This is a genomic window from Promicromonospora alba, assembly GCF_042654905.1.
Taxonomy (GTDB): domain Bacteria; phylum Actinomycetota; class Actinomycetes; order Actinomycetales; family Cellulomonadaceae; genus Promicromonospora; species Promicromonospora alba.
Genome location: NZ_JBHSFI010000003.1, coordinates 337,782 through 358,682 on the forward strand (window position 1 = coordinate 337,782; position 20,901 = coordinate 358,682).

Consider the following 20,901-nt stretch of genomic DNA (forward strand, 5'->3'; position numbering starts at 1 on the left):
CACTCAACGAGTTACGTCAGGCGACCAGCGAGCGCAGCACGTACTGCAGGATGCCGCCGTTGCGGTAGTAGTCAGCCTCGCCCGGGGTGTCGATGCGGACGACGGCGTCGAACTCGACCTTGGCGCCGTCGGCCTTGGTCGCGGTGACCTTGACCGTCTCGGGCGTGACGCCCTCGTTCAGGACCGTGACGCCGGTGACGTCGAAGACCTCGGTGCCGTCCAGGCCCAGCGTCTCGGCGTTCTGGCCGGCCGGGAACTGCAGCGGCAGCACGCCCATGCCGATGAGGTTCGAGCGGTGGATCCGCTCGAAGCTCTCGGTGATGACGGCCTTGACGCCCAGGAGCGCGGTGCCCTTGGCGGCCCAGTCACGCGACGAGCCGGAGCCGTACTCCTTGCCGCCGAGCACCACGAGCGGGGTGCCGGCCGCGGCGTAGTCCTGCGCGGCGTCGTAGATCGTGTCCTGCGCGTTCTTCACGAAGTTGAAGGTGAAGCCACCCTCGACGCCCGCGCCGTTGTTCTCCGAAGCCAGGAGCTGGTTGCGCAGGCGGATGTTCGCGAACGTGCCGCGGATCATGACCTCGTGGTTGCCACGGCGCGAGCCGTAGGAGTTGAAGTCGCGACGGCCCACACCGTGGTCGGCGAGGTACTTGCCCGCCGGGCTGTCCGGCTTGATGGAGCCGGCCGGGCTGATGTGGTCGGTCGTGACCGAGTCGCCGAGCTTGGCGAGCACGCGGGCGCCCGAGAAGTCGGTGACGGGCTCCGGCGTCATGCCCATGCCGTCGAAGTACGGGGGCTTGCGCACGTACGTCGACTCGGGGTCCCAGGCGAACGTGTCGCCCTCGGGGGTCTCCAGGGCGGCCCAGCGCTCGTCGCCCTTGAACACGTCGGCGTAGTCGGACTCGAACATCTTGCGGTCGATGGAGGACGCGATGGTCTTCTCGACCTCGTCCGGCGAGGGCCAGAGGTCCCGGAGGAACACCGGGTTGCCGGCCTCGTCGCGACCCAGCGGGTCGTGCTCGAAGTCGAACTCCATGGTGCCGGCCAGGGCGTACGCGATGACCAGCGGCGGGGACGCCAGGTAGTTCATCTTGACGTCCGGGTTGATCCGGCCCTCGAAGTTACGGTTGCCCGAGAGCACCGAGACGACAGACAGGTCGTGCTCGTTGACGGCCTCGGAGACCTTCTCGTCGAGCGGGCCCGAGTTGCCGATGCAGGTGGCGCAGCCGTAGCCGACCAGGTGGAAGCCCAGCTTCTCGAGGTACGGCCACAGGCCGGCCTTCTCGTAGTAGTTGGTCACGACCTGCGAGCCCGGCGCCATGGAGGTCTTGACCCACGGCTTGGACACGAGGCCCTTCTCGACGGCGTTCTTGGCGAGCAGCGCCGCGGCGATCATGACCGACGGGTTCGAGGTGTTGGTGCACGACGTGATCGACGCGATCGCGACGGCGCCGTGGAACAGCTCGAACTCCTTGCCCTCGCTGTTCGTGACGTGCACGTGCTTGCGGCCGTTCGCGGACGGCGCCGGGGAGTCGGACGCGGGGAACGACTCGCGGCCGACCTCGTCGGCACCCGCCCCGACCTCGGGGGCGTAGTTGGGCAGGTCGCGCAGGAACGCGTTCTTCGCGTTCGTCAGCTCGATGCGGTCCTGCGGGCGCTTCGGCCCGGCGATCGACGGCACGACCGTCGACAGGTCGAGCTCGAGGTACTCGGAGAACACCGGCTCCGGGGTGTCCGCGTCGAGCCACAGGCCCTGCTCCTTGGCGTACGCCTCGACGAGCGCGAGCGACTCCTCGGTGCGGCCGGTCAGGCGCAGGTAGTCGACCGTGACGGAGTCGATCGGGAAGATCGCGGCCGTCGAGCCGAACTCCGGCGACATGTTGCCGATGGTGGCGCGGTTCGCGAGCGGCACCTGGGCCACGCCCTCGCCGTAGAACTCGACGAACTTGCCGACGACGCCGTGCTGGCGCAGCATCTGCGTGATCGTGAGCACGACGTCGGTGGCCGTCACGGCCGCCGGGATCGAGCCGCTGAGCTTGAAGCCGACGACGCGCGGGATGAGCATCGACACGGGCTGGCCCAGCATCGCGGCCTCGGCCTCGATACCGCCGACGCCCCAGCCGAGCACGCCCAGGCCGTTGACCATCGTGGTGTGCGAGTCGGTGCCGACGCAGGTGTCGGGGTATGCGCGCAGCGCGCCGTCCACCTCACGCGTCATGACCGTGCGGGCCAGGTACTCGATGTTGACCTGGTGCACGATGCCGGTGCCCGGCGGGACGACCTTGAAGTCGTCGAACGCCGTCTGGCCCCAGCGCAGGAACTGGTAGCGCTCGTGGTTGCGCTGGTACTCGAACTCGACGTTGCGCTGGAACGCGTCCGCGCGGCCGGCGACGTCGATCTGCACGGAGTGGTCGATGACCATCTCGGCGGGGGCCAGCGGGTTGATCCTGGTGGCGTCGCCACCGAGCGAGGCGACCGCCTCGCGCATGGTGGCGAGGTCGACGACACAGGGCACGCCGGTGAAGTCCTGCATGATCACGCGCGCCGGCGTGAACTGGATCTCGGTGTCGGGCTGTGCGTCCGGGTCCCAGGACGCGAGGGCGCGCACGTGGTCGGCGGTGATGTTGGCGCCGTCCTCGGTGCGCAGGAGGTTCTCGGCGAGGATCTTCAGGGAGTACGGGAGGCGTTCGACCCCCTCGACCGCGTTGAGCCGGAAGATCTCGTAGGACTTGCCGGAGACCTCCAGCGTTCCCTTCGATCCGAACGTGTCCACGGTGCTCACTGTGGCTCCTTCTGCGGGGCTGACGGTGCGTCGGCTCTCACAGGCGCGGTCATCGCGCGAAGGAGCCTTCGCATGGGTTCCAGGGGGCTTCACCCAGCCTAGGCCGGGCTGCTCAGGCCAGCATAACGCATTTATCTTGACGTCAAGATATCTGCCGGCCGGGCGCCCGTCTGCGGCTGGCCGGCCTGCAGCGTCGCCAGCACCCGCTCCGCGATCCGCGCGTTGCCCGTGTCGGTCGTGTGGACCCCGTCGGCGTGCACCAGGCCGCCCTGGACGATGTTGGGGTCCAGGAGCGAGACGTACGTCGCCCCGTGGGCGGCCGCGGCGGCGCGCACCGCGCTGTCCAGGGCGCGCGCCTCCAGGCCCACCGTCCGCGGGGTGGAGGGCCCGACCGCGACGATCTCGGCGTCGGGAAACCGCAGCGCGGCCAGGGCGTACGTGTCCGCCACCGCGTCGAAGACCCGTCCGGGGTCCTTCCGCAGCGCCTTGAAGTCGTTCTGCCCACCGGCGATCACCACGATGTCCACGCTGCCCCAGGGCACCGACCGCAGCTGGGTGGGGTAGTTGTCGCGCTTCGAGTTCCCCTTGACGAACCCGGTGCCGCCGACGGCCACGTTGAGCTCCTGCCAGCCCATCTCCTCGCACACGCGGGTGCTCCACCGCAGCTCGGGCGACGTCGTACCCTGCCCGACGGTGTAGGAGTCACCGACGAAGAGGACCACCGGCTCCTGCTCGACCACCGGGGACGGCGAGGGCGAGGGCGACTCGGCCCAGACCGACGGCGCGCCCCGCGGTGCGGGTGCCAGTACCCCGCCCGCGCCGCCGAGGGTGATACCGCCGGCCCCCAGGACCATGCCCACCAGGACGGCGACCGCGAACGCCGCCACCACCGCCACGGCGATCCCGCCGCCCACGAACCACCGCTTCACGATGCGCATCGTACGCGCTCCGACCTGGGAGTTTTCTCCATGGTTCCGTCAGTCCTGACGGTCCAGCACCGCTACCGCCTCGACGTGGTGCGTGTGCGGGAACAGGTCGAACCCGCGCACTCCCGAGAGTGTGTAACCGTGTGCGGCGAGGTAGCCGACGTCACGCGCGAGCGCCGCCGGGTCGCACGCCACGTACACGATGCGGCGCGGGGCGCGGGCGGCGATCGCGTCGACCACCGCTCGTCCGGCGCCCGACCGCGGCGGGTCCAGCACCACGACGTCGGCCGTCGGCACAGTGCTGTCCTCCCCCCGCCCTCCCTCCATTACCCGCTCGACGGCGCCCACCTCGAGCGACACCTGCTCGTACGCGTGCGCGTTGCGGCGGGCGTCCTTCGACGCCTGCTCGTCGCCCTCGACGGCAACGACCCGGCCCTGCGGCCCGACGGCCTCCGCGAGCGGCAGCGTGAACAGCCCGGCGCCGGAGTACAGGTCGAGGACGGTCGCCCCGACGAGCTCGCCGGACGTCGCGCCGGACGCGTCCAGCACGGCCCGCGTCAGCACGGACGGCGCCTCGCGGTGCACCTGCCAGAACCCGCCGGCCGCCACGCGGAAGCGGTGCGTGCCCCAGGGCCCGGCAACGAACTCGCTCACGGAGCGGCGGGCGTTGGGCCGGGTGTCGGGCTTGCCGCGGCGCCACGGCTCGCCGTCGACCAGCAGCACCGGCTCGCCCTCGGACGGCGCCACCAGGGTCAGCTGGGCGCCGCGCGGCCAGGTGCGCGTGAACACGTCCTCAGCGACGGCGAACGCGGCGATCTCCGCGGTGCCGAGCGGCATCTTCTTGAGCGCCACGACGTCGTGCGAGCGGTGCTTGCGCATGCCCGCGTGCCCGTCGGCGTCGGCGACCAGGTCGATCCGGGTGCGGTAGTGCAGGCCGCGGCGCTCGTCGTCACCCGGCGCGCCCTCGACGGTGACCTCACGGGCAAGCCACTCCGGGTCGATGCGGGCCAGCCGCTGCAGCTGCTCGACGAGCACGTCGGTCTTCCACCGGCGCTGCGCGGGCAGCGAGACGTGCGAGAGCTCGCCGCCGCCCACGCCGTCCGGACCTGCGGCGGGCCAGGCGGGCTCCACCCGGTCGGGCGATGCCTGCAGCACCTCGACGGCGTCGGCGCGCCAGAAGCTCGGGCCGCCCTCGGTGACGCGGGCGCGGACGCGCTCGCCGGGCAGGGTGTGCCGCACGAAGACGACGCGGCCGTCCAGGCGGGCCACGCAGTGGCCGCCGTGCGCGACGGGGCCGACCTCCAGCTCGACCTCGGTCCCCACCTCGGGGGCGGGGACGTCGCTCACGCGGCGGCCGCGGTCCGGTCGCGGGGAGCGCTGCGGACGACGGCGCGGGCGCGAATCCGACTCGGGGTTTGCGGGCGCGACGCGACGGTCGGGGTTGCGGGGCATGGAACCAGTATCCCCTGCCCGGCCGTCACCACTTCCCCAGCATGCCCGGCGAGCCGCTCAGGCAGCGTTCGGTGTCGGCTGTGCGCTCCGGATGAAGGGGATGGCGAGCGGGTTGCTGAACAGCTCGCGGCGGTTCGCCTTGACGAGGCCGCAGATGATCACGACCAGGTGGACGACGAACGTCGCGCCGAAGATCGTGATCGGGATGCCGAGCGGATAGAAGCCGTCAGCGAGCGGCGTGCCCGTCATGGTGAAGAGAAGAACGAAGTGTGTGACCAGGGTGGCGGCGGCGATCAGGGCCGCTGTGATTCCCCAGTTGGCGGCACGACGCGCGTTCTCCGCGGCGAGCCCGCCTCTGCTCTTCGCGGACGGATACATCGCGGCCATGACGATCCCGGCGACCAGGATCGAGAGGAACGGGATGCCGATGAACGCAAGGAAGCCAAGCGCGTAGGACGCCGCGCCCGTCGGCGGCACCGGCAGGTACTGGGCCTGGGGGTGCAGCGGCGCCGTCGCCGGCTGTCGAGCGTCTGGTCCGGGCGTCGTCATTGCGCGATCATAGTGGTCACCAGGGACCATGCTGAGCGTTGCCCGCTAGCCCTTCGGTACCAGCAGCTCCTGGAGAGCTTCGGTGTCGGCCTCCGCGCCGGCGACCAGCAGCAGCTCGTCGCCGGCCTCCAGGGTGTCGTCCTGGCTCGGCACGAGCGGCCGGCCGTCACGCACGATGGTCGCGAGCGTGACGTCGGCCGGCCACACCACGCGGCCCAGCCGGGTCCCCGCGACGCGGGAGTCGGCGGGCAGCGTCAGCTCGAGCAGGTCGGCGCGCGACTGGCGGAAGCTGAAGATGCGCACCAGGTCGCCCACGGCGACCGCCTCCTCGACCATCGCTGTCATGATGCGCGGCGTCGACACCGCGACGTCCACGCCCCACGACTGGTCGAACATCCACTCGTTCTTCGGGTTGTTCACGCGCGCGACCGTGCGCGGCACCCCGAACTCGGTCTTGCCCAGCAGCGAGAAGACGAGGTTGACCTTGTCGTCGCCGGTGGCGCCCACGACGACGTCGGCCTGCTCCATCTCGGAGGCCTCGAGCGCCGGGAGCTCGCACGCGTCCGCGAGCACCCACTCCGCCTCCGGCACCTGCGACACGCGCATGGCCGAGGCGTTCTTGTCGATGAGGGTCACCTCGTGGTCGTGGCTCAGCAGCTCACGGGCGATCGACCGGCCCACGGACCCGGCCCCAGCGATGACTACGCGCATCAGTTCTCCTCGGCGGGCGGCGCGGCGGTCAGGATCCGCTCGACGTCGGCGGAGCTGTCCGCCGTCATGAGCATGTGCAGCACGTCGTTCTCCTGGAGCACGATGTCCGGCGTGGGGAGCACCGCGGTCGTGTAGCGGGTGACGAACGCGACGCGCGCACCGGTGGCGGCCTCGATCTTGAGGACCGGCCGGCCGACCCAGCGCCGGTGGTAGTCGATCTGCGCGAGGCGGACGGTGCCCGACGGGTCGAGGTACTCGTCGGTTGACCCCATGGGCAGCATCCGGCGCAGCACCTGGTCCGCGGTCCAGCGCACGGTGGCCACCGTGGGGATGCCCAGGCGCTGGTAGATCTCCGCCCGGTGCGGGTCGTAGATGCGGGCCACGACGTTGTCGACGCCGTAGGTCTCGCGCACCACCCGGGCGGACAGGATGTTCGAGTTGTCGCCGTCGGACACCGCGGCGAACGCGTACGTGTCCTCGATCCCCGCCTGGACGAGCGTGTCCCGGTCGAAGCCCACGCCGGTCACCTTCTTCCCCGAGAAGTCCGAGGGAAGACGCCGGAACGCGTCGGGGTTCTGATCGATGACGGCCACGGAGTGCCCGCGGCCCTCGATCTCCTGGGCGAGGCTGGAACCCACACGGCCGCAGCCCATGATCACGAAGTGCACGTACGGAACGCTACCGCGCCGTCCGGGCTTTGGTGCGCCGCCGGCTACCGGCAGGCATAGAGTCTTCCAACGTGTCGGACATCGTCGATGCGGCCAAGCGACTACTGGTCGGCCGCCCCATGCGCAGCGAGAGCCTCGGGCACACGCTGCTGCCCAAGCGGATCGCTCTACCCGTGTTCGCCTCGGACGCTCTCTCGTCGGTCGCGTACGCGCCGGACGAGATCCTCCTGACCCTCTCCCTGGCCGGTATCGCCGCAGTCGCGTTCTCGCCATGGGTGGGTCTCGTGGTGGTCGTCGTGCTGCTCATCGTCGTCGCGTCCTACCGGCAGAACGTGCGCGCGTACCCGTCCGGCGGCGGCGACTACGAGGTCGCCACCGTCAACCTCGGCCCGACGGCGGGCGTCGGCGTGGCGTCGGCGCTGCTCGTCGACTACGTGCTCACCGTCGCGGTGTCCATCTCGTCGGCGGCCCAGTACGCGTCCGCGGCCCTCCCCGGCCTGCGCGGGCACGAGGCGACCGCCGCCGTGATCGCCGTCGTGCTGCTCACCCTGATCAACCTGCGCGGGGTCAAGGAGTCGGGCACCGCGTTCGCGATCCCCGTCTACTGCTACATGGCGATCATCGGGGCCCTGATCGTGACCGGCGCGTTCCGCTTCTTCGCCGGTGACCTGCCGAAGGCCCAGAGCGCCGAGTTCGAGCTCACCGGCGAGGCCGCGTTCGACCAGGGCCTCGTCGGCCTCGCCGGCGCGTTCCTCCTGGCACGCGCGTTCGCGTCCGGCTGCGCAGCCCTGACCGGTGTCGAGGCCATCAGCAACGGGGTGCCGTCGTTCCGCAAGCCGAAGTCGCGCAACGCCGCGACGACGCTGCTGCTGCTCGGCAGCATCTCCTCGACGATGATCATCTCGATCCTGCTGCTCGCCCAGGCCACCGGGGTCAAGTTCGCGGAGGACCCGCACGAGCAGCTCACGCTGAACGGCGAGGCCGTCTCGTCGCACTACGTGCAGATCCCCGTGATCGGGCAGCTCGCCGAGGCAGTCTTCTCCGGCTTCTCGCCCGCCTTCTACGCGGTCTCCGCGGTCACGGGCCTGATCCTGGTGCTCGCGGCGAACACCGCCTTCAACGGGTTCCCCGTGCTCGGCTCGATCCTCGCGCGCGACGGCTACCTGCCGCGCCAGCTGCACACCCGCGGCGACCGCCTCGCGTTCTCCAACGGCATCGTGGCGCTCGCGGTCGCCGCGATCATCCTGATCGTCGTCTTCGACGCCGAGTCGACGCGCCTCATCCAGCTCTACATCGTCGGCGTGTTCGTGTCGTTCACGCTGTCCCAGCTCGGCATGCTGCGGCACTGGACGCGGGAGCTGCGCACCGAGCCGAACCCCGTGGTGCGCAGCCGGATGAAGCGCTCGCGGCTGGTCAACGGCGTGGGCTTCGGGCTCACCGGGACGGTGCTGATCATCGTGCTGGTGACCAAGTTCACCCATGGTGCCTGGATCACGCTCCTGGCGATGGGCATCCTGTTCGTCCTCATGCGGGGCATCCGGAAGCACTACGACCGCGTGCGCAACGAGCTCGCGCTCGACGACGTCTCGGCCGCCCGCGCGCTGCCCAGCCGGGTGCACGCCGTGGTGCTGGTCTCCAAGGTGCACAAGCCGACCATGCGGGCGCTGGCGTACGCGCGTGCCGCGCGGCCCAACGTGATCGAGGCGGTCACGGTCGGCGTCGACCGCGAGGACATCGACGGGCTCGTCGCCGAGTGGGAGGCCCTCGACCTGCCGGTCCCGCTGCGGATCCTCGACTCGCCGTACCGCGAGATCACCAGGCCCGTGCTCAAGTACGTGCGGTCCGTGCGCCGCGAGTCGCCGCGCGACCTCGTGATCGTCTACATCCCCGAGTACGTGGTGGGCCACTGGTGGGAGCAGCTGCTGCACAACCAGTCGGCGCTGCGGCTCAAGGGCAGCCTGCTGTTCACGCCGGGCGTGGTCGTGGCGTCGGTGCCGTGGCAGCTCGCCTCGTCGCGCGGCCACACCGGCCTCGAGGACGACACCTTCCTGCACGGCAGGCGGCTCTGAACGGAGCGCGGCCCGGTGCTGCGTTACTGGGTAATGACCTGGGCCTCGCCCATCACGATGTTCGCCGACGCCTCAAAATCCAGCGGGATGGTGCCGGACTGGCCCATACCCTCCCACTGCACGGTCCAGTACGACGTAGCGGTGACCTCGTACTCGCCCTGCTTCGTGTAGCGGTGCCCACAGTCCGGCGACTCCGTCGTGTCGAACCGGTCCTCATACGGAGTACCCGCACCCACGCAGGTCACGGTGGTGCCGTCGCCCATGTCCCACACGACCTTGTCGACCTTCGCGGTAGCGGTCACCGATGCCGACCCTGCGGTCGCCTTCCGCGTGATCGGACCGAACGACTTCGGCCTCGGCTCGTTCACCCACATCCACTGCGGCATCCCCACGATCCCGACCCGGTCGGGACCCTCCTCAGGGACGATGCCGATGTCGATCGCGCGCAGCTGCATCCTGGTCACGGCGCGTCTAGCAAGCTCTTCCGCTGAAGGGCCGCCCAGGTTGGGCAGGGATCCGGTCCAACGGTCGAATGCGCAGTCGGTCATATCCAGGGCGCCGACGCGGGCGAGCTGGGACACGGTGCCTCACCGCTAGGCGCCCCAGGAGTCACGCGTCTGGAGACCGGGTTCGTCGAGGCCGGGAAGTCTGAGTCAGGCACCATTGAGTCCACCACCGAGTCCACGCGCTCCCTATGGGAGCCGCACTCCGCGGTCTACCACCGGGGTTCGACGTCATTCAACAACATCGTTGGCGTCATCACTGGCACGCCGGTCGAGGCATACGCGGGCGACGAGATCCTCTTGGCGGGCGGCAAGTTGCACCACATCAGCGGCATCACGTCAGACGACTATGTGCCACGCAAGATCATGACCAGCACCCCCGACCAGGGGCAGGCCCGCCCTGGCATGGACCGGATGGAATAGCGCCGTGCAACAGCAGATCCCAGCAACAAGACGCGGAACACTAGCAGTGATGGCGGGCCTGATCGCCCTGGCCATGACCCTGACCACGGCATGCAGCCCAGGAGCCTCCAGGAGTGACGTGACTGTCAAACAGCTAGACGAGCGCTCTGAGCAGATCGGGCAATCGCTGACGGCCACGATCGACGGCGTGGACCGCTATCAGGACGACATCTCCGGCGGGGGCGAGATGTGGGAGAACGCCGAGGTCAATGACGATGACCCCAATGGATGGCGCTACTGGCAGTGGAGCGCTGCAATCGAGCTTGCCCCCGACGCAGAACTCACCCCGCAGCAGGCCGCAGACCGCATGATCGAGTTCCTAGAAGAAGACGGATGGACCGCCGACGAACCTGCTGTCGACACCGGCAGCGACCGCCTCGGTTTCCGCAAGTCCGATGACCTGGGCGACGGCTGGTACGTCGAAATCACGTACTGGAAGGACCCACCACCAGATCCCCAGAACCTCTCCGTGACGGTGATAAGCCCCTCGACGAACCGCCCCTGATCATCGACCTGTCGACCCTCCCGATCAGGTTGTCTCGCCGCGCACCTTCGGCGTGCGCACGACGTACCAGGTCAGGTACAGCACCAGCGCCCAGAGCGGCACGCCGAGCAGCAGGTGGAAGGTGCCGAGCCACGCGATGTCGCCCGCGAAGTACAGCGGCGTCTTGACGGCCAGGCGCAGACCGAACAGGCCCACCCACAGCCAGGTGGCGATCGCGTAGGTGCGCATCTTGGCCGGGTCCTCGCGCCACGCCGTCAAGGCGGCGAACGGCGAGGTGCCTGCCTCCGCGTCGGCCTTGACCCGCTCCGGCGTCAGGCCTGCGCGCAGCGCCTCCACCACGTAGCCGACGGCGGGGCGACGGATCAGGATGCTGGCGAGCAGCACCACGAGGTACGCGGCGTTGACCAGCAGGCCCCCGGCGTAGTAGTTCTCCGCCTCGCCCGACGTCCACGCCCAGACCACGCCGATCGCGATGCCGAGCAGGCCGCCCAGCGCCTGCGTGACGGGGGTGCGCTGCACCAGCCGCGCCACGACGAGCACCAGCGCGGACACGACCGACGCGACGAGCGGGATCACCAGGTTGGGCGTGAAGATCACGAACGCGACCACGAACACCAGGCCGGGCAGCACCGCCTCCACCAGGCCGCGCACACCGCCGATCGCCTGGGCCGCCGAGAACTCCTCGCCGGTGAGGGCGCGCATGCCACGCGCGGGTGCCTGGTCGGACTGCTGCTCGGGCTGCTGCTGCTCGGACTGCTGGGGCACGTCGGGACGTGCGGGTTCGCTCATGGGGCTCATTCTGCCGTGCTCTGACGGGTGCCTATCCACCTGGCCACGCGTCGTCTCACTCGCCCGGCCGGGGTCGCAGCTCGTAGCGCGGGTTGAACATGGTGCGCCGCCCGTCGACGTCGCACACCATGCCCTCGACGCGGATGCGGCGGCCCGGCTCGATGCCGTCGATGGTCCGCCGGCCGAGCCAGACGAGGTCCAGCGCGCCGGAACCGTCGAACAGCTCGGCCTCCACGGTGGGCACGCCCTCCCGCGGGCGCAGGACCACGGAGCGCAGGACGCCGGCCACCTTGCCGCGGGACCGGACCGGCACGGACGCGACCGCCGCGCAGCCCACGTTCCGGGAGGCGTCCGCACGCTCCTCGGTGTCGCGGACCTGCTCGTTGGAGGCCAGCGACTCCGCGATACGGGACGCGAGACTCGAGCGGAGCGACATCAGCGGTTCACCTCGTCAGCCGATCTGAGTGATCTCGGGGCCGCGACGCAGGGGGTCGAAGTCAGACATCTGCGGTACTGCGCCCTCCGGACCGGCAGCGGGTGCTGCCTGCTCCGCACCATCCTTGCGCGCCGACTTCGGCAGCGCCAGGGGCAGCAGGTCACGAGGCGGTCGCGGGCTCTGGTCGCGCACCACGACGATGTTCGCGAACACCGACTCGAGCGCCTTGGCCGCCTCGGCGTCCAGGGCCGCCTTGCCCGCGAGCACACCGCGGATGAACCACCGCGGACCGTCGACCCCGATGAACCGTGCGGGCCGCTGCCCTGCCTGACCGTCTGGACCCTTCACGGGCATCCGGACCAGCAGCTCGCGCCCGAACACGCCGGGGACGTCGTCGACGATCCCGCCCTGCCCGCTCACGGACTGTGCGATCTCGTGCCGGATCTCGTCCCAGATGCCCTCGGTGCGCGGCGCGGCGAAGGCCTGGATCTGGAGGTTCGACCCCTCCAGCGCGGCCGTCACCCCCGTCACCTTCTGGGTCTTCTTGTCGATCTCCATGCGGAGCTCGAGACCCGGCATCACCGGCAGCCAGATGGCGCCGAGGTCGACGCGGGGACCCATCTCCCCCACCTGCGACCGGTCGAAGGGTCCGTGCGGCCGCTTCTGCTGCTCGGCCTCCACCGACGCCCACTCGACCGGTGCGGGCTCATTCGCCGTGCCTCGTCGGCTGAACAGACCCACAGCCACGCTCCTTCGTAGTTCGTCGTCCTGCGTGCGCACACAGTTGCGGCGCACAGCAGCGTTATCCGCTCGTTACTTACAGACTAGACCCGTCCGGGGCGGTACCGGTACGGAAGTCGCGACGGCTCGGGAGCCGGCGTTCAGCGCCCCGCGAAACCGCCGCTGGAGCCGAAGCCGCCCTCGCCCCGGTGCGAGCCGGGAAGCGTCTCGGCGGGCAGGAACCGCGCCCGCTCGACCTTCTGGATGACGAGCTGCGCCACACGGTCGCCGCGCACCAGCTTCACGGCCTCGGTGACGTCGGTGTTGAGCAGCGTCACCTTGATCTCGCCGCGGTAGCCCGCGTCGACGGTGCCGGGGGCGTTCACGATGGTGACACCGTGCTTCGTGGCCAGTCCCGACCGGGGGTGCACGAACGCCGCGTAACCGTCCGGCAGGGCGATCGAGACACCGGTGGGCACCAGCACCCGGCCCTGCGGCGGGATCTCGACGTCGATGGTGGTCACCAGGTCGGCACCGGCGTCGCCGGGGTGCGCGTACGAGGGGACCGGAACGTCGTCGAGCAGGCGGATGAGCACGTCTACGGTGCTGCCGTCGTCACTTGGCACAGGGGTGGGCACGCCGGAAGAGTACGCCACCTCGGCGCGCGCCGCCGCAAGAGCGGCCGGTTGGACCTCAGACAGTGCTCAGGCAGTGCTCGGGGCTGGGATGATGTCCTCATGACGGCGACCACCCTCACCTTCCACGAGCGTCTTCTGCCCGGTCCCGGTGGCTGGCTCGGCACGGTCGGTCTGGGCGCCATCGCGGCGATCGCGCTGTGGCCGGTGCACAGGACGGCGGCGATCGTCGTGGGACTGCTGGTCTGCCTGGGATCCGCGACCGCCCTGGCGGTCACGGCACCCGTCGTGGAGGTGTCCGACGGCGTCCTGCGGGCGGGCAGCGCCCGGATCCCGGTCTCCCTGCTCGGCTCCGCCCAGGCGCTGGACGTCGCCGCGATGCGGCACGAGCTGGGCCCCGGCCTCGACGGGCGCGCGTACGTCTGCCTGCGCGCGTGGGCCCGGACCGGCGTGCGGGTCGCGCTCGACGACCCGGCGGACCCCACGCCCTACTGGCTCATCTCCACACGTCGGCCGCAGCTGCTGGTGGAGGCTCTGGGAGCCTGAGTCTCGGGCGCCTGGGCCCGGACACGACGAAGGCTGCCATGCACTCGCATGACAGCCCGGTCGTGTCGTCAGTGCCGAACGCCTGGTGGAGTCAGGCGGCGCACTCCGTGCAGATCATCTGGCCGGCCTTCTCGTAGGCCAGCTGACTGCGGTGGTGCACGAGGAAGCAGCTGGAGCACGTGAACTCGTCCGCCTGTCGCGGCAGCACGCGGACGGCGAGCTCCTCGCCGGACAGGTCGGCCCCCGGGAGCTCGAAGCCCTCGGCAGCCTCGGTCTCGTCCTCGTCCACAACGCCCGAGGACTTGTCGGAGCGACGAGCCTGCAGCTCCTGGATCGAATCCTGCTCGACATCCTCATCGGTCTTACGTGGGGCGTCGTAGTCAGTTGCCATGTGGTGTTCTCCGTCGGTAGTGGTCGCGCCGGAAGGTTTCGGGTCATCCGGGGGTTCGACGCCGCCCCGGCCGGGTCACCGCAAGCGCCGTCGAACGGCGTCCGTTGCGGGTGTACGCGCTGATAATGCACACGGCCCCGGTTTTGTTCCCGAGTCGGCCCACGGATTGTGCACCATTTCTGTCAGGCGCGCTACATCTGTCGGTGTAACCCAGGTCACGTATGCTCTGACCTGCGTCGATATACCGATATTTGCCTTTGGCGCCGGTTCAGCGGCGACTTCTCCCGCGGTGCCGTGTCAGAAAAAGGATCACCCGATCTCGGGCGAGCTCGCGCCGTCGGCGTCCGCCGCCTCGAGGATCTCGGCCAGCTGCGCGACGAGCTCGGCCGGCCCTGCCACGGTCATCGCGGTAGTGGCCGGTTCGCCGCGCAGGCCCGTCACGACCGCGCCCGCCTCGGTGGCCACCACTGCCCCGGCCGCCATGTCCCACGGGTTGAGCCCGCGCTCGTAGTAGAGGTCGAGCGAGCCGTCCGCGAGGAGGCAGAGGTCGATGGCGGCCGAGCCGAGCCGTCGGATGTCCCGGATCTTCGGCAGCACCTGGGCCAGCACCTGCGCCTGGTGGGCACGGCGCGCGGCGTCGTACCCGAAGCCCGTGCCGACCAGGGAGGCGCCGAGGGAGGTGGGGGTGCCCACGCGGACGGGCACGTCGTCGCGGGTCGCGCCCTCGCCGAGCCCCGCCGACCAGGTGCGGCCGTCGGCCACGCTGTGCACGCAGCCGGCCAGGACCGTCCACGAGGCGGGCTCGGGCGGGCCTGCCACCACGGCCACCGACACGGCCCAGGACGCGACCCCGTAGAGGTAGTTCACGGTGCCGTCGATCGGGTCGAGCACCCACGTGAGGCCGCTCGTGCCCGCTACGTCGTCGCCCTCCTCGCCCAGGATCGCGTCGTCGGGCCGCTCGGCGGCGATCATCTCGCGCAGCAGGTCCTCCGACGCGCGGTCCATAACGGTCACCGGGTCGACGTCGCTCGACTTGGTGGCCGCGACCACCACGCGTTCGGGTCTACCCTCACGGACCAGGGCACCGGCGGCTGTCGCGAGGCGGACGGCGAGGTCGCGGAGGGCGGTGACGGTGACGCCGTCGGGCAGCTCGGGCAGCGCGGGTGAGATCACGCACCCATCCTGCCGCACGCGCCAGCGGCCGACTATCCGGCGGCGCACCGACGCGCCTGCGCCGCTGGGCCGCCCTGCGGTGGCAGGCTCGGCCCACAGGACTACCCCGGGAGGACTGGCATGGACGAGCTGGAGCTGGTACGGCTGCACGAGGACGGTGAACGACTCGTCCTTGCTGCGCGCGACGGCGCCCAGAGCACCCTGCCCATCACCGATGCCCTGCGTGCCGCGATCCGCGGAGACCGCCCGCGTACCGAGTCGATCCGCGCCCAGGAGGCGTCGGCGCTGCGTCCCCGCGAGATCCAGGAACGCCTGCGCGCGGGCGAGACGTGCGAGATGCTCGCCGAGGCCTCGGGCCTGCCGATCGAGCACGTGCGGCGCTTCGAGTACGCCGTCCTGTCCGAGCGGGAGCACTCGATCGCGCGCGTCCGGGCCAGGTCCGTCCTGACGGACGACGGCGGCGCCACCACCCTGGGCGAGATCACCGACGACCGGCTCCGCTCGCGCGGCGTCCGGCCCGCCGACGCCCGGTGGACCGCTACCCGCGAGGGTACCCACCCGTGGATCGTGCGGGTCGAGTTCGAGGCCGGCGACCGCCCCCGCGTGGCCCGCTGGTCCCTGGAGCCGCGCGGCGGCTTCGTGACAGCGCTCGACGACGAGGCGCGCTGGCTCGGCCTGCCGGAGGAGGACGAGCGCCCGGTCATCGCCGGGGTGTCGGCCCTGCCGCCGCACCGGAGCAACAACCACCCGTCGTCCCGGTCGGCGTCGCCCCAGCAGGACGACACCGACCTGCTGCTCGACAACCTGTCGGAGCGGCGGGGGCAGCGGCCTGCCCGCAGGCTCACCCCGGACAACGACCTGCCGGACATGATGGAGCTCGACATCGACGGCCCTGCCGGCTCTGCCGGCCCCGACGGCCCCGACGGGTCGCCGGCCGAGGAGCCCGAGCGGGACCCGCAGCCCTCGGCCGCCGTCGTGGACATCGGTGCGCGCCGCGGCGGGTCGCGCCCGCGCATGCCCTCGCCTCTGGTGCCGGACTCCCCAGCGGACCTGGAGTGGGAGGGGCCCAGCCAGTGGGAGATCGAGGCGCCGAGGCCCGGTTCGGGGCGGGAGGCGGACGCCGGTCCGGAGTCGGAGGCCTCGCCCGCCGACAACCCCGCGCCCCAGGCCGAGCCGGAGCAGGTCCCGGAGAAGCCGCCGGCCGAGCCGGCCGAGTCCAAACGCCCGTCGGCGAAGCGTGGCCGCAAGTCGCGCGCGCAGGTGCCGAGCTGGGACGAGATCGTGTTCGGATCGCGTCCGGAGGTCTGACGGTCCCGGTCGTGCGGCCTCGGTCGTGCGGCCTCAGTCGTTGCAGCGTCAGTCGTGCAGCACTGCCCGCGTCACGGTCAGCGACACGCTGCACGCCAGGTCGTCGTGCCGCTGGTCGACCTCGGCCAGGACGTGCACGGCGCTGGTGCCGCCGCCGATCGGGACGTCGACAGGCCGGCCCGACGAGCCCCTGACCGCGGCGCGCGGGACGTTGTCGACGACCGGCGTCAGGACGATCTCGGCCCCGGCGACGCAGGACCCGGTGGCCGCCGGGTTGTGCAGCACGGGCAGGAACGTGACGTGGCCCCGCTGCGGCGGGTCGCCCGGCAGGCTGATCCGGAGCTGGGTGCAGACGGCGGCCGGGGCGCCGGTGCCCTCCTCGGTGCGGCGCTCACCGTCGACGTAGCAGTCGGTGAGGCCGGCGGGCGGACCGCCGTCGGCGGGCTCCGCGGACTCGGCGGTCACGCGGATGTCCCCGGTGACGGGGATCGAGGACGCCGAGGTGTAGTACCACGTCAGGTACGTCGCGGCGGCGAGAATGACGACCAGGCCCGCGACGGTGGACCTCGGCCGCGCGGCGAGGACGGCGACGAACCGGCTCCACCAGCCGGGTGCGTCGTCGCCGGCGCGGTGGGTCTGGATCTCCTGGACCCCTTGCCGCACGGCGAGGCAGATGCTCACGTAGCTCAGGAGCATCGCCGCGGCGTCGATGGTCGACCGGCCGTCCGACGGCTCCAGGACGAAGGCGACGACGCAGACCACGCCGCCCGCGACGAAGATGGTGAGGTCGCCGCGCCGGCTGCGCGGCTGCGCGGACCGTTCGGCCGCGAGCGCCGGGAGCGCCGGGTCGCCAGGTCCGGTCACGGCTCGGCGTCCTGGTCGGGGCACTCGGTGAGGTCCCCGTCGTCGGGCTTGAAGTCCGCGGGGTCGAGGTAGTCGGGGAAGTTGTTCTCGAAGGTCTGCACCCACCAGCCGCTGATCAGCGCCTCCAGGATGGCGTCGTTCAGGAACGCGCACAGCTCGGCGTCGCCGTGGTCGATCCCGATGCCGTAGAGCTCGGCGTTGCCGAACTGCTCGTCGGGCAGCACCCGCAGGCTGCCGAACTCCTCGGCGTAGCCGTACAGGAGGAGCTGGTCGGTCGAGACCGCGTCGACAGTGCCGTCCAGGAGCTTCTGGGTGCAGACCCCGAACCCCTCCTCCTGGACCGCGACGATGCCCGCGAGGTTCTCGTTCATCTGGCTCCACGAGGTGCTGCTCCGGGCCGCGCAGACCTTCTTGCCCGCGAGGTCCGCGGCGGACTCGATACCGGAGTCCGAGCGGACCATCACGCCCTGCTTCGTCTTCATGTACGGGCCGGCGAAGGAGATGTCCTCCTTGCGCTCGTCGGTGATCGAGTAGCTGCCGATGACGATGTCCGCGCCGTCCTCGTCCTGCAGCTCGCCTTCGCGCTGCGTGGTACCGAGGTTCTGCTCGACCACGTTCAGCCCGCAGTAGCTGCCGAGCCACTGGGCGAGGTCGTAGTCGAACCCGCCGCGCGTGGAGTCGGTCTGCTGGAAGTTCAGCCCGGGCTGGTCGCTGTGCATCCCGATGACGACTCGTCCCTGCACGCCGAGGAGCGATGCGCACTCCTCGTGCGTCTCGGACTCGGGGTCCGGGCCGCATCCGCTCGCGACGACGAGCGTCGCCACACACATGAATGCGATGAGGGCTCGCCTGCCGGCCGTCGCCATGAGCGACAAAATATCATTTGAGCGATTTGCACCACATCATCGAGGTGATTTGTGCGCGTGGCGAACGGGTGCGTCGGCGGGGCCGCCCCGATCAGCCCCAGAGCGACTCGTCGGCCGACCGCCGTCGCGCGGTGAGCGCAGTCATGCGGCGCATGTGGTGGCGGCGGCAGAGCACCTCGTAGGCGACGTCGGCGGACTCGAACGGGCCGACGTCGCCGATCACCACCTGTTCGCCCTCGGTGACCATCGCGCCGTCGACCGTGCGCGCGTTGTGCGTGGCGCGAGCGCCGCACCAGCACAGGGACTGCACCTGGAGCACGTCTATCCGGTCGGCGAGCTCGATGAGCCGGGCGGAGCCGGGGAACAGCCGGGTGCGGAAGTCGGTGGTGATGCCGAACGCGAAGATGTCGATCTCCATCTCGTCGACGAGCCGGGCGAGCTGCTCCACCTGCTCGGGCGAGTAGAACTGCGCCTCGTCGCACACGAGGTAGTCGACCGCCTCGCCGCCGGCGCGCCGGCCGCTGATCTCCACCCAGAAGTCGGTGTCGTCGGTCACCTCGTGGGCAGCGACCTCCAGGCCCAGCCGGCTGGACACCCTGGCCTCCCCCGCCCGGTCGCCACGGCTGAAGATCAGCCCCTCGCGCCCGCGGGCGCGATAGTTGTGGTCCGTCTGGAGGGCGAGGGTGGACTTCCCGGAGTCCATGGTCCCGGAGAAGAAGACGAGCTCGGCCACTGTTCCTTACCTCAGGTCTCGGCTCACGCGACTGCCGTGAGCAGGGGGACGAGCATCTCGTGCGGCGTCAGCGAGCCGTGCACGCCGGGCAGGGCGCGCGCGTTCGCGGAGTGCACGCGCGAGTCGACGACGGTGGCGGCGCCGGTCATCGCGACCACCACGTCCCCGATCGCCGGGAGCACGTGCTCGGCGACCGGTCCGAACCAGCCGCCCGCCACGGCGTCGTCCCGCAGCAGGACGACCGCGTGCTCGCCCAGCCGCTCGGCCCACCGCCGCGCGACGTCTGCCGGGTCGGTGCCCTGGTCGGCGTAGACGTGCAGGGCGCGCGGCTCTCCCCCGACCAGCGCGACGCCGGGCTTCAGCGCCGGGTCGGACGCGACGTCCCACTGGGTGGTCAGGTCGGCCTTGATCTGGCCGTGGTCCGCGGTGACCACCACGAGGGTGCCCCGGGGGACGCTGCGCATCAGCCGGCTCAGCTCGCGGTCCGTGGACTCCAGCGCGTCGCCCCACTGCCACGAGTCCCAGCCGTGGCCGTGCCCCGTCTTGTCGACGTCGCCCTGGTACAGGTAGACGAGGCGCTGCGCCTCGCCGGGCTGCCGCAGCGCGGTGACCGTGGCGTCGACCCGCTGCTCGAACGTCTCGGCGGCGACGTAGGCCGGGCCGCGCAGCGCGGCCTGCGTCATGCCGGAGCCGGCGAACTTGCCCGGGCCGGGCGCCGTGACCCGCGCGCCGGCCGCGGCGAGGGTCTCGAAGACCGTGGGCTCGCGCTGCAGGTCGGCCGGGTCACCGAGCTCCCGCCACTGCACCAGGGACGCCAGCCGGCCCGTCGCAGGGTTGCGCTGCGTGTAGCCGAGCATGCCGGTGCGGCCCGGGGCGGTGCCCGTGCCGAAGGTGCTCAGACCCGCCGCCGTCGTCGAGGGGAAGCTCGACGTGAGCGTCGCGGCGGGCTCGTCCCGCTCGCGCAGGAGCCCGCGCAGGAACGGCGCGTGCCCGCCGCGTTCGGCGAGGTTGCGGATGCCGAGCCCGTCGACCAGGACGACGACCACGCGGTCGGCGTCGGGCAGGCCGAGGGCCGTACGGCAGCCGCCCGAGGTGAGGCCGGTGGCGGTGGTGAGGTCGTGGCCCAGGGCGCCCGCCACGGCGGGCATGACCGCGGCGAGGCTCGTGGTGTCGTAGGACGGCGCGACCAGGCCGTCGGGGAGGTTCAGCAGGGTCACTTCGGCGCGGACGTCGCCCGGGACAGGGCGCGCGCGAAGCCGACTGCGGCGCGGACCGCGGCGTCGCCCTCGGCCTCGCTGGACACGCGGACCACGACGTCGTCGGGCGTGACCTGGCCGGTCAGGCCGTGGTCGGCGGTGCAGTTCGGGTCCACGCACGTGGCGGGCTCGAGGTCGACGCGCGACACCGCGCCCCAGCCGATCGCGAGGGTGACCTCACGCGTCGATGCGCGCTTCGGGTACCGCTCCGGGTCCGCGATCACGTGCGTGAGCGCCACCGAACGGATCTCGCGCACCGGCACGACCTCCGTCGTGGCCGACGCCGATCCGGGCCGCTCCGGGTCCTCCCCCGCGTGGTCGTCCACGTGCGCGGTGACCAGGCGGGTCGGCGTCAGTACCAGGACCGTGAGATGCCTGCGCACCTCGGAGTCGAAGGTGGTCTCGGCCTGCACGAGGTGGGCCACCACCTCCTCGTCGGCTAGTGCAACGGAGAGCACGTCCGCGACGAGCTCCGGGTAGTAGCCGGCCCGGTGCAGATGGGCGGTCAGGTCGTCACGGGCATCGGTAGGGGCATGGGACACGGTTGGCATCATCCCATC

The 20,901-nt window shown here is 71.3% G+C and carries 22 protein-coding genes; 4 read left to right on the forward strand and 18 right to left on the reverse strand.

Translation table 11 applies throughout. From position 1 onward, the window contains the following. Nucleotides 1-16: 16 nt before the first annotated feature. The 6 genes from acnA to ACFO6V_RS06790 form a co-directional block, all read right to left on the reverse strand. The gene (acnA, locus tag ACFO6V_RS06765) at nucleotides 17-2,779 is read right to left on the reverse strand and encodes an aconitate hydratase AcnA (protein WP_377133527.1); all 2,763 of its coding nucleotides are present in this window, start codon (nucleotides 2,777-2,779) and stop codon (nucleotides 17-19) included. Nucleotides 2,780-2,910: 131 nt separating this feature from the next. Further along, nucleotides 2,911-3,708: an SGNH/GDSL hydrolase family protein gene (locus ACFO6V_RS06770; RefSeq protein ID WP_377133529.1), complete on the reverse strand. Its 798-nt coding sequence runs from the start codon at nucleotides 3,706-3,708 to the stop codon at nucleotides 2,911-2,913. A gap of 48 nt (nucleotides 3,709-3,756) precedes the next feature. After that, nucleotides 3,757-5,157: a class I SAM-dependent RNA methyltransferase gene (locus tag ACFO6V_RS06775; protein WP_377133531.1), complete on the reverse strand. Its 1,401-nt coding sequence runs from the start codon at nucleotides 5,155-5,157 to the stop codon at nucleotides 3,757-3,759. A gap of 57 nt (nucleotides 5,158-5,214) precedes the next feature. Further along, a complete protein-coding gene (locus ACFO6V_RS06780; RefSeq protein WP_377133533.1) occupies nucleotides 5,215-5,706 on the reverse strand; it encodes a magnetosome magnetite crystal formation protein family in 492 nt (163 codons plus the stop codon). Between the two features lie 45 nt (nucleotides 5,707-5,751). Further along, a complete protein-coding gene (locus ACFO6V_RS06785) occupies nucleotides 5,752-6,417 on the reverse strand; it encodes a potassium channel family protein (RefSeq protein ID WP_377133535.1) in 666 nt (221 codons plus the stop codon). Next, entirely contained in the window at nucleotides 6,417-7,070 is a 654-nt protein-coding gene (locus ACFO6V_RS06790; protein WP_377135180.1) for a potassium channel family protein, read from the reverse strand. Before ACFO6V_RS06790 ends, ACFO6V_RS06785 begins: the two co-directional genes overlap by 1 nt. 86 nt (nucleotides 7,071-7,156) lie before the next feature. Here ACFO6V_RS06790 and ACFO6V_RS06795 point away from each other — a divergent pair, with 86 nt between their 5' ends. Next, on the forward strand, nucleotides 7,157-9,154 hold the full coding sequence (locus ACFO6V_RS06795; protein ID WP_377133538.1) for an APC family permease: 1,998 nt from the start codon (nucleotides 7,157-7,159) through the stop codon (nucleotides 9,152-9,154). A gap of 23 nt (nucleotides 9,155-9,177) precedes the next feature. Here ACFO6V_RS06795 and ACFO6V_RS06800 read toward each other — a convergent pair whose 3' ends face one another. Then, nucleotides 9,178-9,618, reverse strand: a complete 441-nt coding sequence (locus tag ACFO6V_RS06800; protein ID WP_377133541.1) for a hypothetical protein — start codon at nucleotides 9,616-9,618, stop codon at nucleotides 9,178-9,180. 511 nt (nucleotides 9,619-10,129) lie between these two features. On the opposite strand from ACFO6V_RS06800, the gene ACFO6V_RS06805 reads away from it, so the two are divergent. Then, the gene (locus ACFO6V_RS06805; RefSeq protein WP_377133543.1) at nucleotides 10,130-10,624 is read left to right on the forward strand and encodes a hypothetical protein; all 495 of its coding nucleotides are present in this window, start codon (nucleotides 10,130-10,132) and stop codon (nucleotides 10,622-10,624) included. A 24-nt stretch (nucleotides 10,625-10,648) separates the two neighbouring features. On the opposite strand, the gene ACFO6V_RS06810 is transcribed toward ACFO6V_RS06805, so the two are convergent. The 4 genes from ACFO6V_RS06810 to dut all read right to left on the reverse strand — a co-directional run bounded on the left by ACFO6V_RS06810 (nucleotide 10,649) and on the right by dut (nucleotide 13,207). After that, on the reverse strand, nucleotides 10,649-11,413 hold the full coding sequence (locus ACFO6V_RS06810; protein ID WP_377133545.1) for a DUF3159 domain-containing protein: 765 nt from the start codon (nucleotides 11,411-11,413) through the stop codon (nucleotides 10,649-10,651). 55 nt (nucleotides 11,414-11,468) lie between these two features. After that, complete coding sequence (locus ACFO6V_RS06815; protein ID WP_357443035.1) at nucleotides 11,469-11,849, reverse strand: OB-fold nucleic acid binding domain-containing protein; 381 nt, start codon at nucleotides 11,847-11,849, stop codon at nucleotides 11,469-11,471. Between the two features lie 15 nt (nucleotides 11,850-11,864). Further along, nucleotides 11,865-12,590, reverse strand: a complete 726-nt coding sequence (locus ACFO6V_RS06820; protein ID WP_357502420.1) for a DUF3710 domain-containing protein — start codon at nucleotides 12,588-12,590, stop codon at nucleotides 11,865-11,867. A 140-nt stretch (nucleotides 12,591-12,730) separates the two neighbouring features. Next, nucleotides 12,731-13,207, reverse strand: coding sequence for a dUTP diphosphatase (gene dut, locus ACFO6V_RS06825; RefSeq protein WP_357502422.1), 477 nt, complete (start codon nucleotides 13,205-13,207; stop codon nucleotides 12,731-12,733). Nucleotides 13,208-13,306: 99 nt separating this feature from the next. Here dut and ACFO6V_RS06830 point away from each other — a divergent pair, with 99 nt between their 5' ends. Next, nucleotides 13,307-13,750: a DUF3093 domain-containing protein gene (locus ACFO6V_RS06830; RefSeq protein WP_377133548.1), complete on the forward strand. Its 444-nt coding sequence runs from the start codon at nucleotides 13,307-13,309 to the stop codon at nucleotides 13,748-13,750. 91 nt (nucleotides 13,751-13,841) lie between these two features. Here ACFO6V_RS06830 and ACFO6V_RS06835 read toward each other — a convergent pair whose 3' ends face one another. Both ACFO6V_RS06835 and ACFO6V_RS06840 read right to left on the reverse strand, forming a co-directional pair. Next, on the reverse strand, nucleotides 13,842-14,141 hold the full coding sequence (locus ACFO6V_RS06835; protein ID WP_116675819.1) for a DUF4193 domain-containing protein: 300 nt from the start codon (nucleotides 14,139-14,141) through the stop codon (nucleotides 13,842-13,844). A gap of 309 nt (nucleotides 14,142-14,450) precedes the next feature. Continuing rightward, nucleotides 14,451-15,314, reverse strand: coding sequence for an inositol monophosphatase family protein (locus tag ACFO6V_RS06840; RefSeq protein WP_377133550.1), 864 nt, complete (start codon nucleotides 15,312-15,314; stop codon nucleotides 14,451-14,453). Nucleotides 15,315-15,434: 120 nt separating this feature from the next. Here ACFO6V_RS06840 and sepH point away from each other — a divergent pair, with 120 nt between their 5' ends. Next, nucleotides 15,435-16,622 (forward strand): septation protein SepH, encoded by a 1,188-nt coding sequence (gene sepH / locus ACFO6V_RS06845; protein WP_377133552.1) that lies wholly within the window; start codon nucleotides 15,435-15,437, stop codon nucleotides 16,620-16,622. A 48-nt stretch (nucleotides 16,623-16,670) separates the two neighbouring features. On the opposite strand, the gene ACFO6V_RS06850 is transcribed toward sepH, so the two are convergent. The 5 genes from ACFO6V_RS06850 to ACFO6V_RS06870 form a co-directional block, all read right to left on the reverse strand. Next, nucleotides 16,671-17,486 carry a hypothetical protein gene (locus tag ACFO6V_RS06850; protein WP_377133554.1) on the reverse strand — a complete coding sequence of 272 codons (816 nt, stop codon included), beginning with the start codon at nucleotides 17,484-17,486 and terminating at the stop codon, nucleotides 16,671-16,673. After that, complete coding sequence (locus tag ACFO6V_RS06855) at nucleotides 17,483-18,352, reverse strand: transporter substrate-binding domain-containing protein (RefSeq protein ID WP_377133556.1); 870 nt, start codon at nucleotides 18,350-18,352, stop codon at nucleotides 17,483-17,485. The genes ACFO6V_RS06850 and ACFO6V_RS06855 overlap by 4 nt, the downstream gene beginning before the upstream one ends. A 91-nt stretch (nucleotides 18,353-18,443) precedes the next feature. Further along, the gene (locus tag ACFO6V_RS06860; RefSeq protein ID WP_357443055.1) at nucleotides 18,444-19,085 is read right to left on the reverse strand and encodes a thymidine kinase; all 642 of its coding nucleotides are present in this window, start codon (nucleotides 19,083-19,085) and stop codon (nucleotides 18,444-18,446) included. 23 nt (nucleotides 19,086-19,108) lie between these two features. Then, a complete protein-coding gene (locus tag ACFO6V_RS06865; RefSeq protein WP_377135182.1) occupies nucleotides 19,109-20,233 on the reverse strand; it encodes an alkaline phosphatase family protein in 1,125 nt (374 codons plus the stop codon). 65 nt (nucleotides 20,234-20,298) lie between these two features. Beyond that, entirely contained in the window at nucleotides 20,299-20,892 is a 594-nt protein-coding gene (locus ACFO6V_RS06870) for a DUF5998 family protein (protein ID WP_377133558.1), read from the reverse strand. Nucleotides 20,893-20,901: the final 9 nt, after the last annotated feature.

Excerpts from the sequence above, each read along its gene's own strand:
- ACFO6V_RS06775 (WP_377133531.1), bottom strand. The coding sequence starts at position 5,157 with ATGCCCCGCAACCCCGACCGTCGCGTCGCGCCCGCAAACCCCGAGTCG.
- ACFO6V_RS06780 (WP_377133533.1), bottom strand. The coding sequence starts at position 5,706 with ATGACGACGCCCGGACCAGACGCTCGACAGCCGGCGACGGCGCCGCTG.
- ACFO6V_RS06785 (WP_377133535.1), bottom strand. The coding sequence starts at position 6,417 with ATGCGCGTAGTCATCGCTGGGGCCGGGTCCGTGGGCCGGTCGATCGCC.
- ACFO6V_RS06790 (WP_377135180.1), bottom strand. The coding sequence starts at position 7,070 with ATGGGCTGCGGCCGTGTGGGTTCCAGCCTCGCCCAGGAGATCGAGGGC.
- ACFO6V_RS06805 (WP_377133543.1), top strand. The coding sequence starts at position 10,130 with ATGGCGGGCCTGATCGCCCTGGCCATGACCCTGACCACGGCATGCAGC.
- ACFO6V_RS06810 (WP_377133545.1), bottom strand. The coding sequence starts at position 11,413 with ATGAGCGAACCCGCACGTCCCGACGTGCCCCAGCAGTCCGAGCAGCAG.
- ACFO6V_RS06815 (WP_357443035.1), bottom strand. The coding sequence starts at position 11,849 with ATGTCGCTCCGCTCGAGTCTCGCGTCCCGTATCGCGGAGTCGCTGGCC.
- ACFO6V_RS06830 (WP_377133548.1), top strand. The coding sequence starts at position 13,307 with ATGACGGCGACCACCCTCACCTTCCACGAGCGTCTTCTGCCCGGTCCC.
- ACFO6V_RS06835 (WP_116675819.1), bottom strand. The coding sequence starts at position 14,141 with ATGGCAACTGACTACGACGCCCCACGTAAGACCGATGAGGATGTCGAG.
- sepH (WP_377133552.1), top strand. The coding sequence starts at position 15,435 with ATGGACGAGCTGGAGCTGGTACGGCTGCACGAGGACGGTGAACGACTC.
- ACFO6V_RS06855 (WP_377133556.1), bottom strand. The coding sequence starts at position 18,352 with ATGGCGACGGCCGGCAGGCGAGCCCTCATCGCATTCATGTGTGTGGCG.
- ACFO6V_RS06865 (WP_377135182.1), bottom strand. The coding sequence starts at position 20,233 with ATGCCCGCCGTGGCGGGCGCCCTGGGCCACGACCTCACCACCGCCACC.
- ACFO6V_RS06870 (WP_377133558.1), bottom strand. The coding sequence starts at position 20,892 with ATGCCAACCGTGTCCCATGCCCCTACCGATGCCCGTGACGACCTGACC.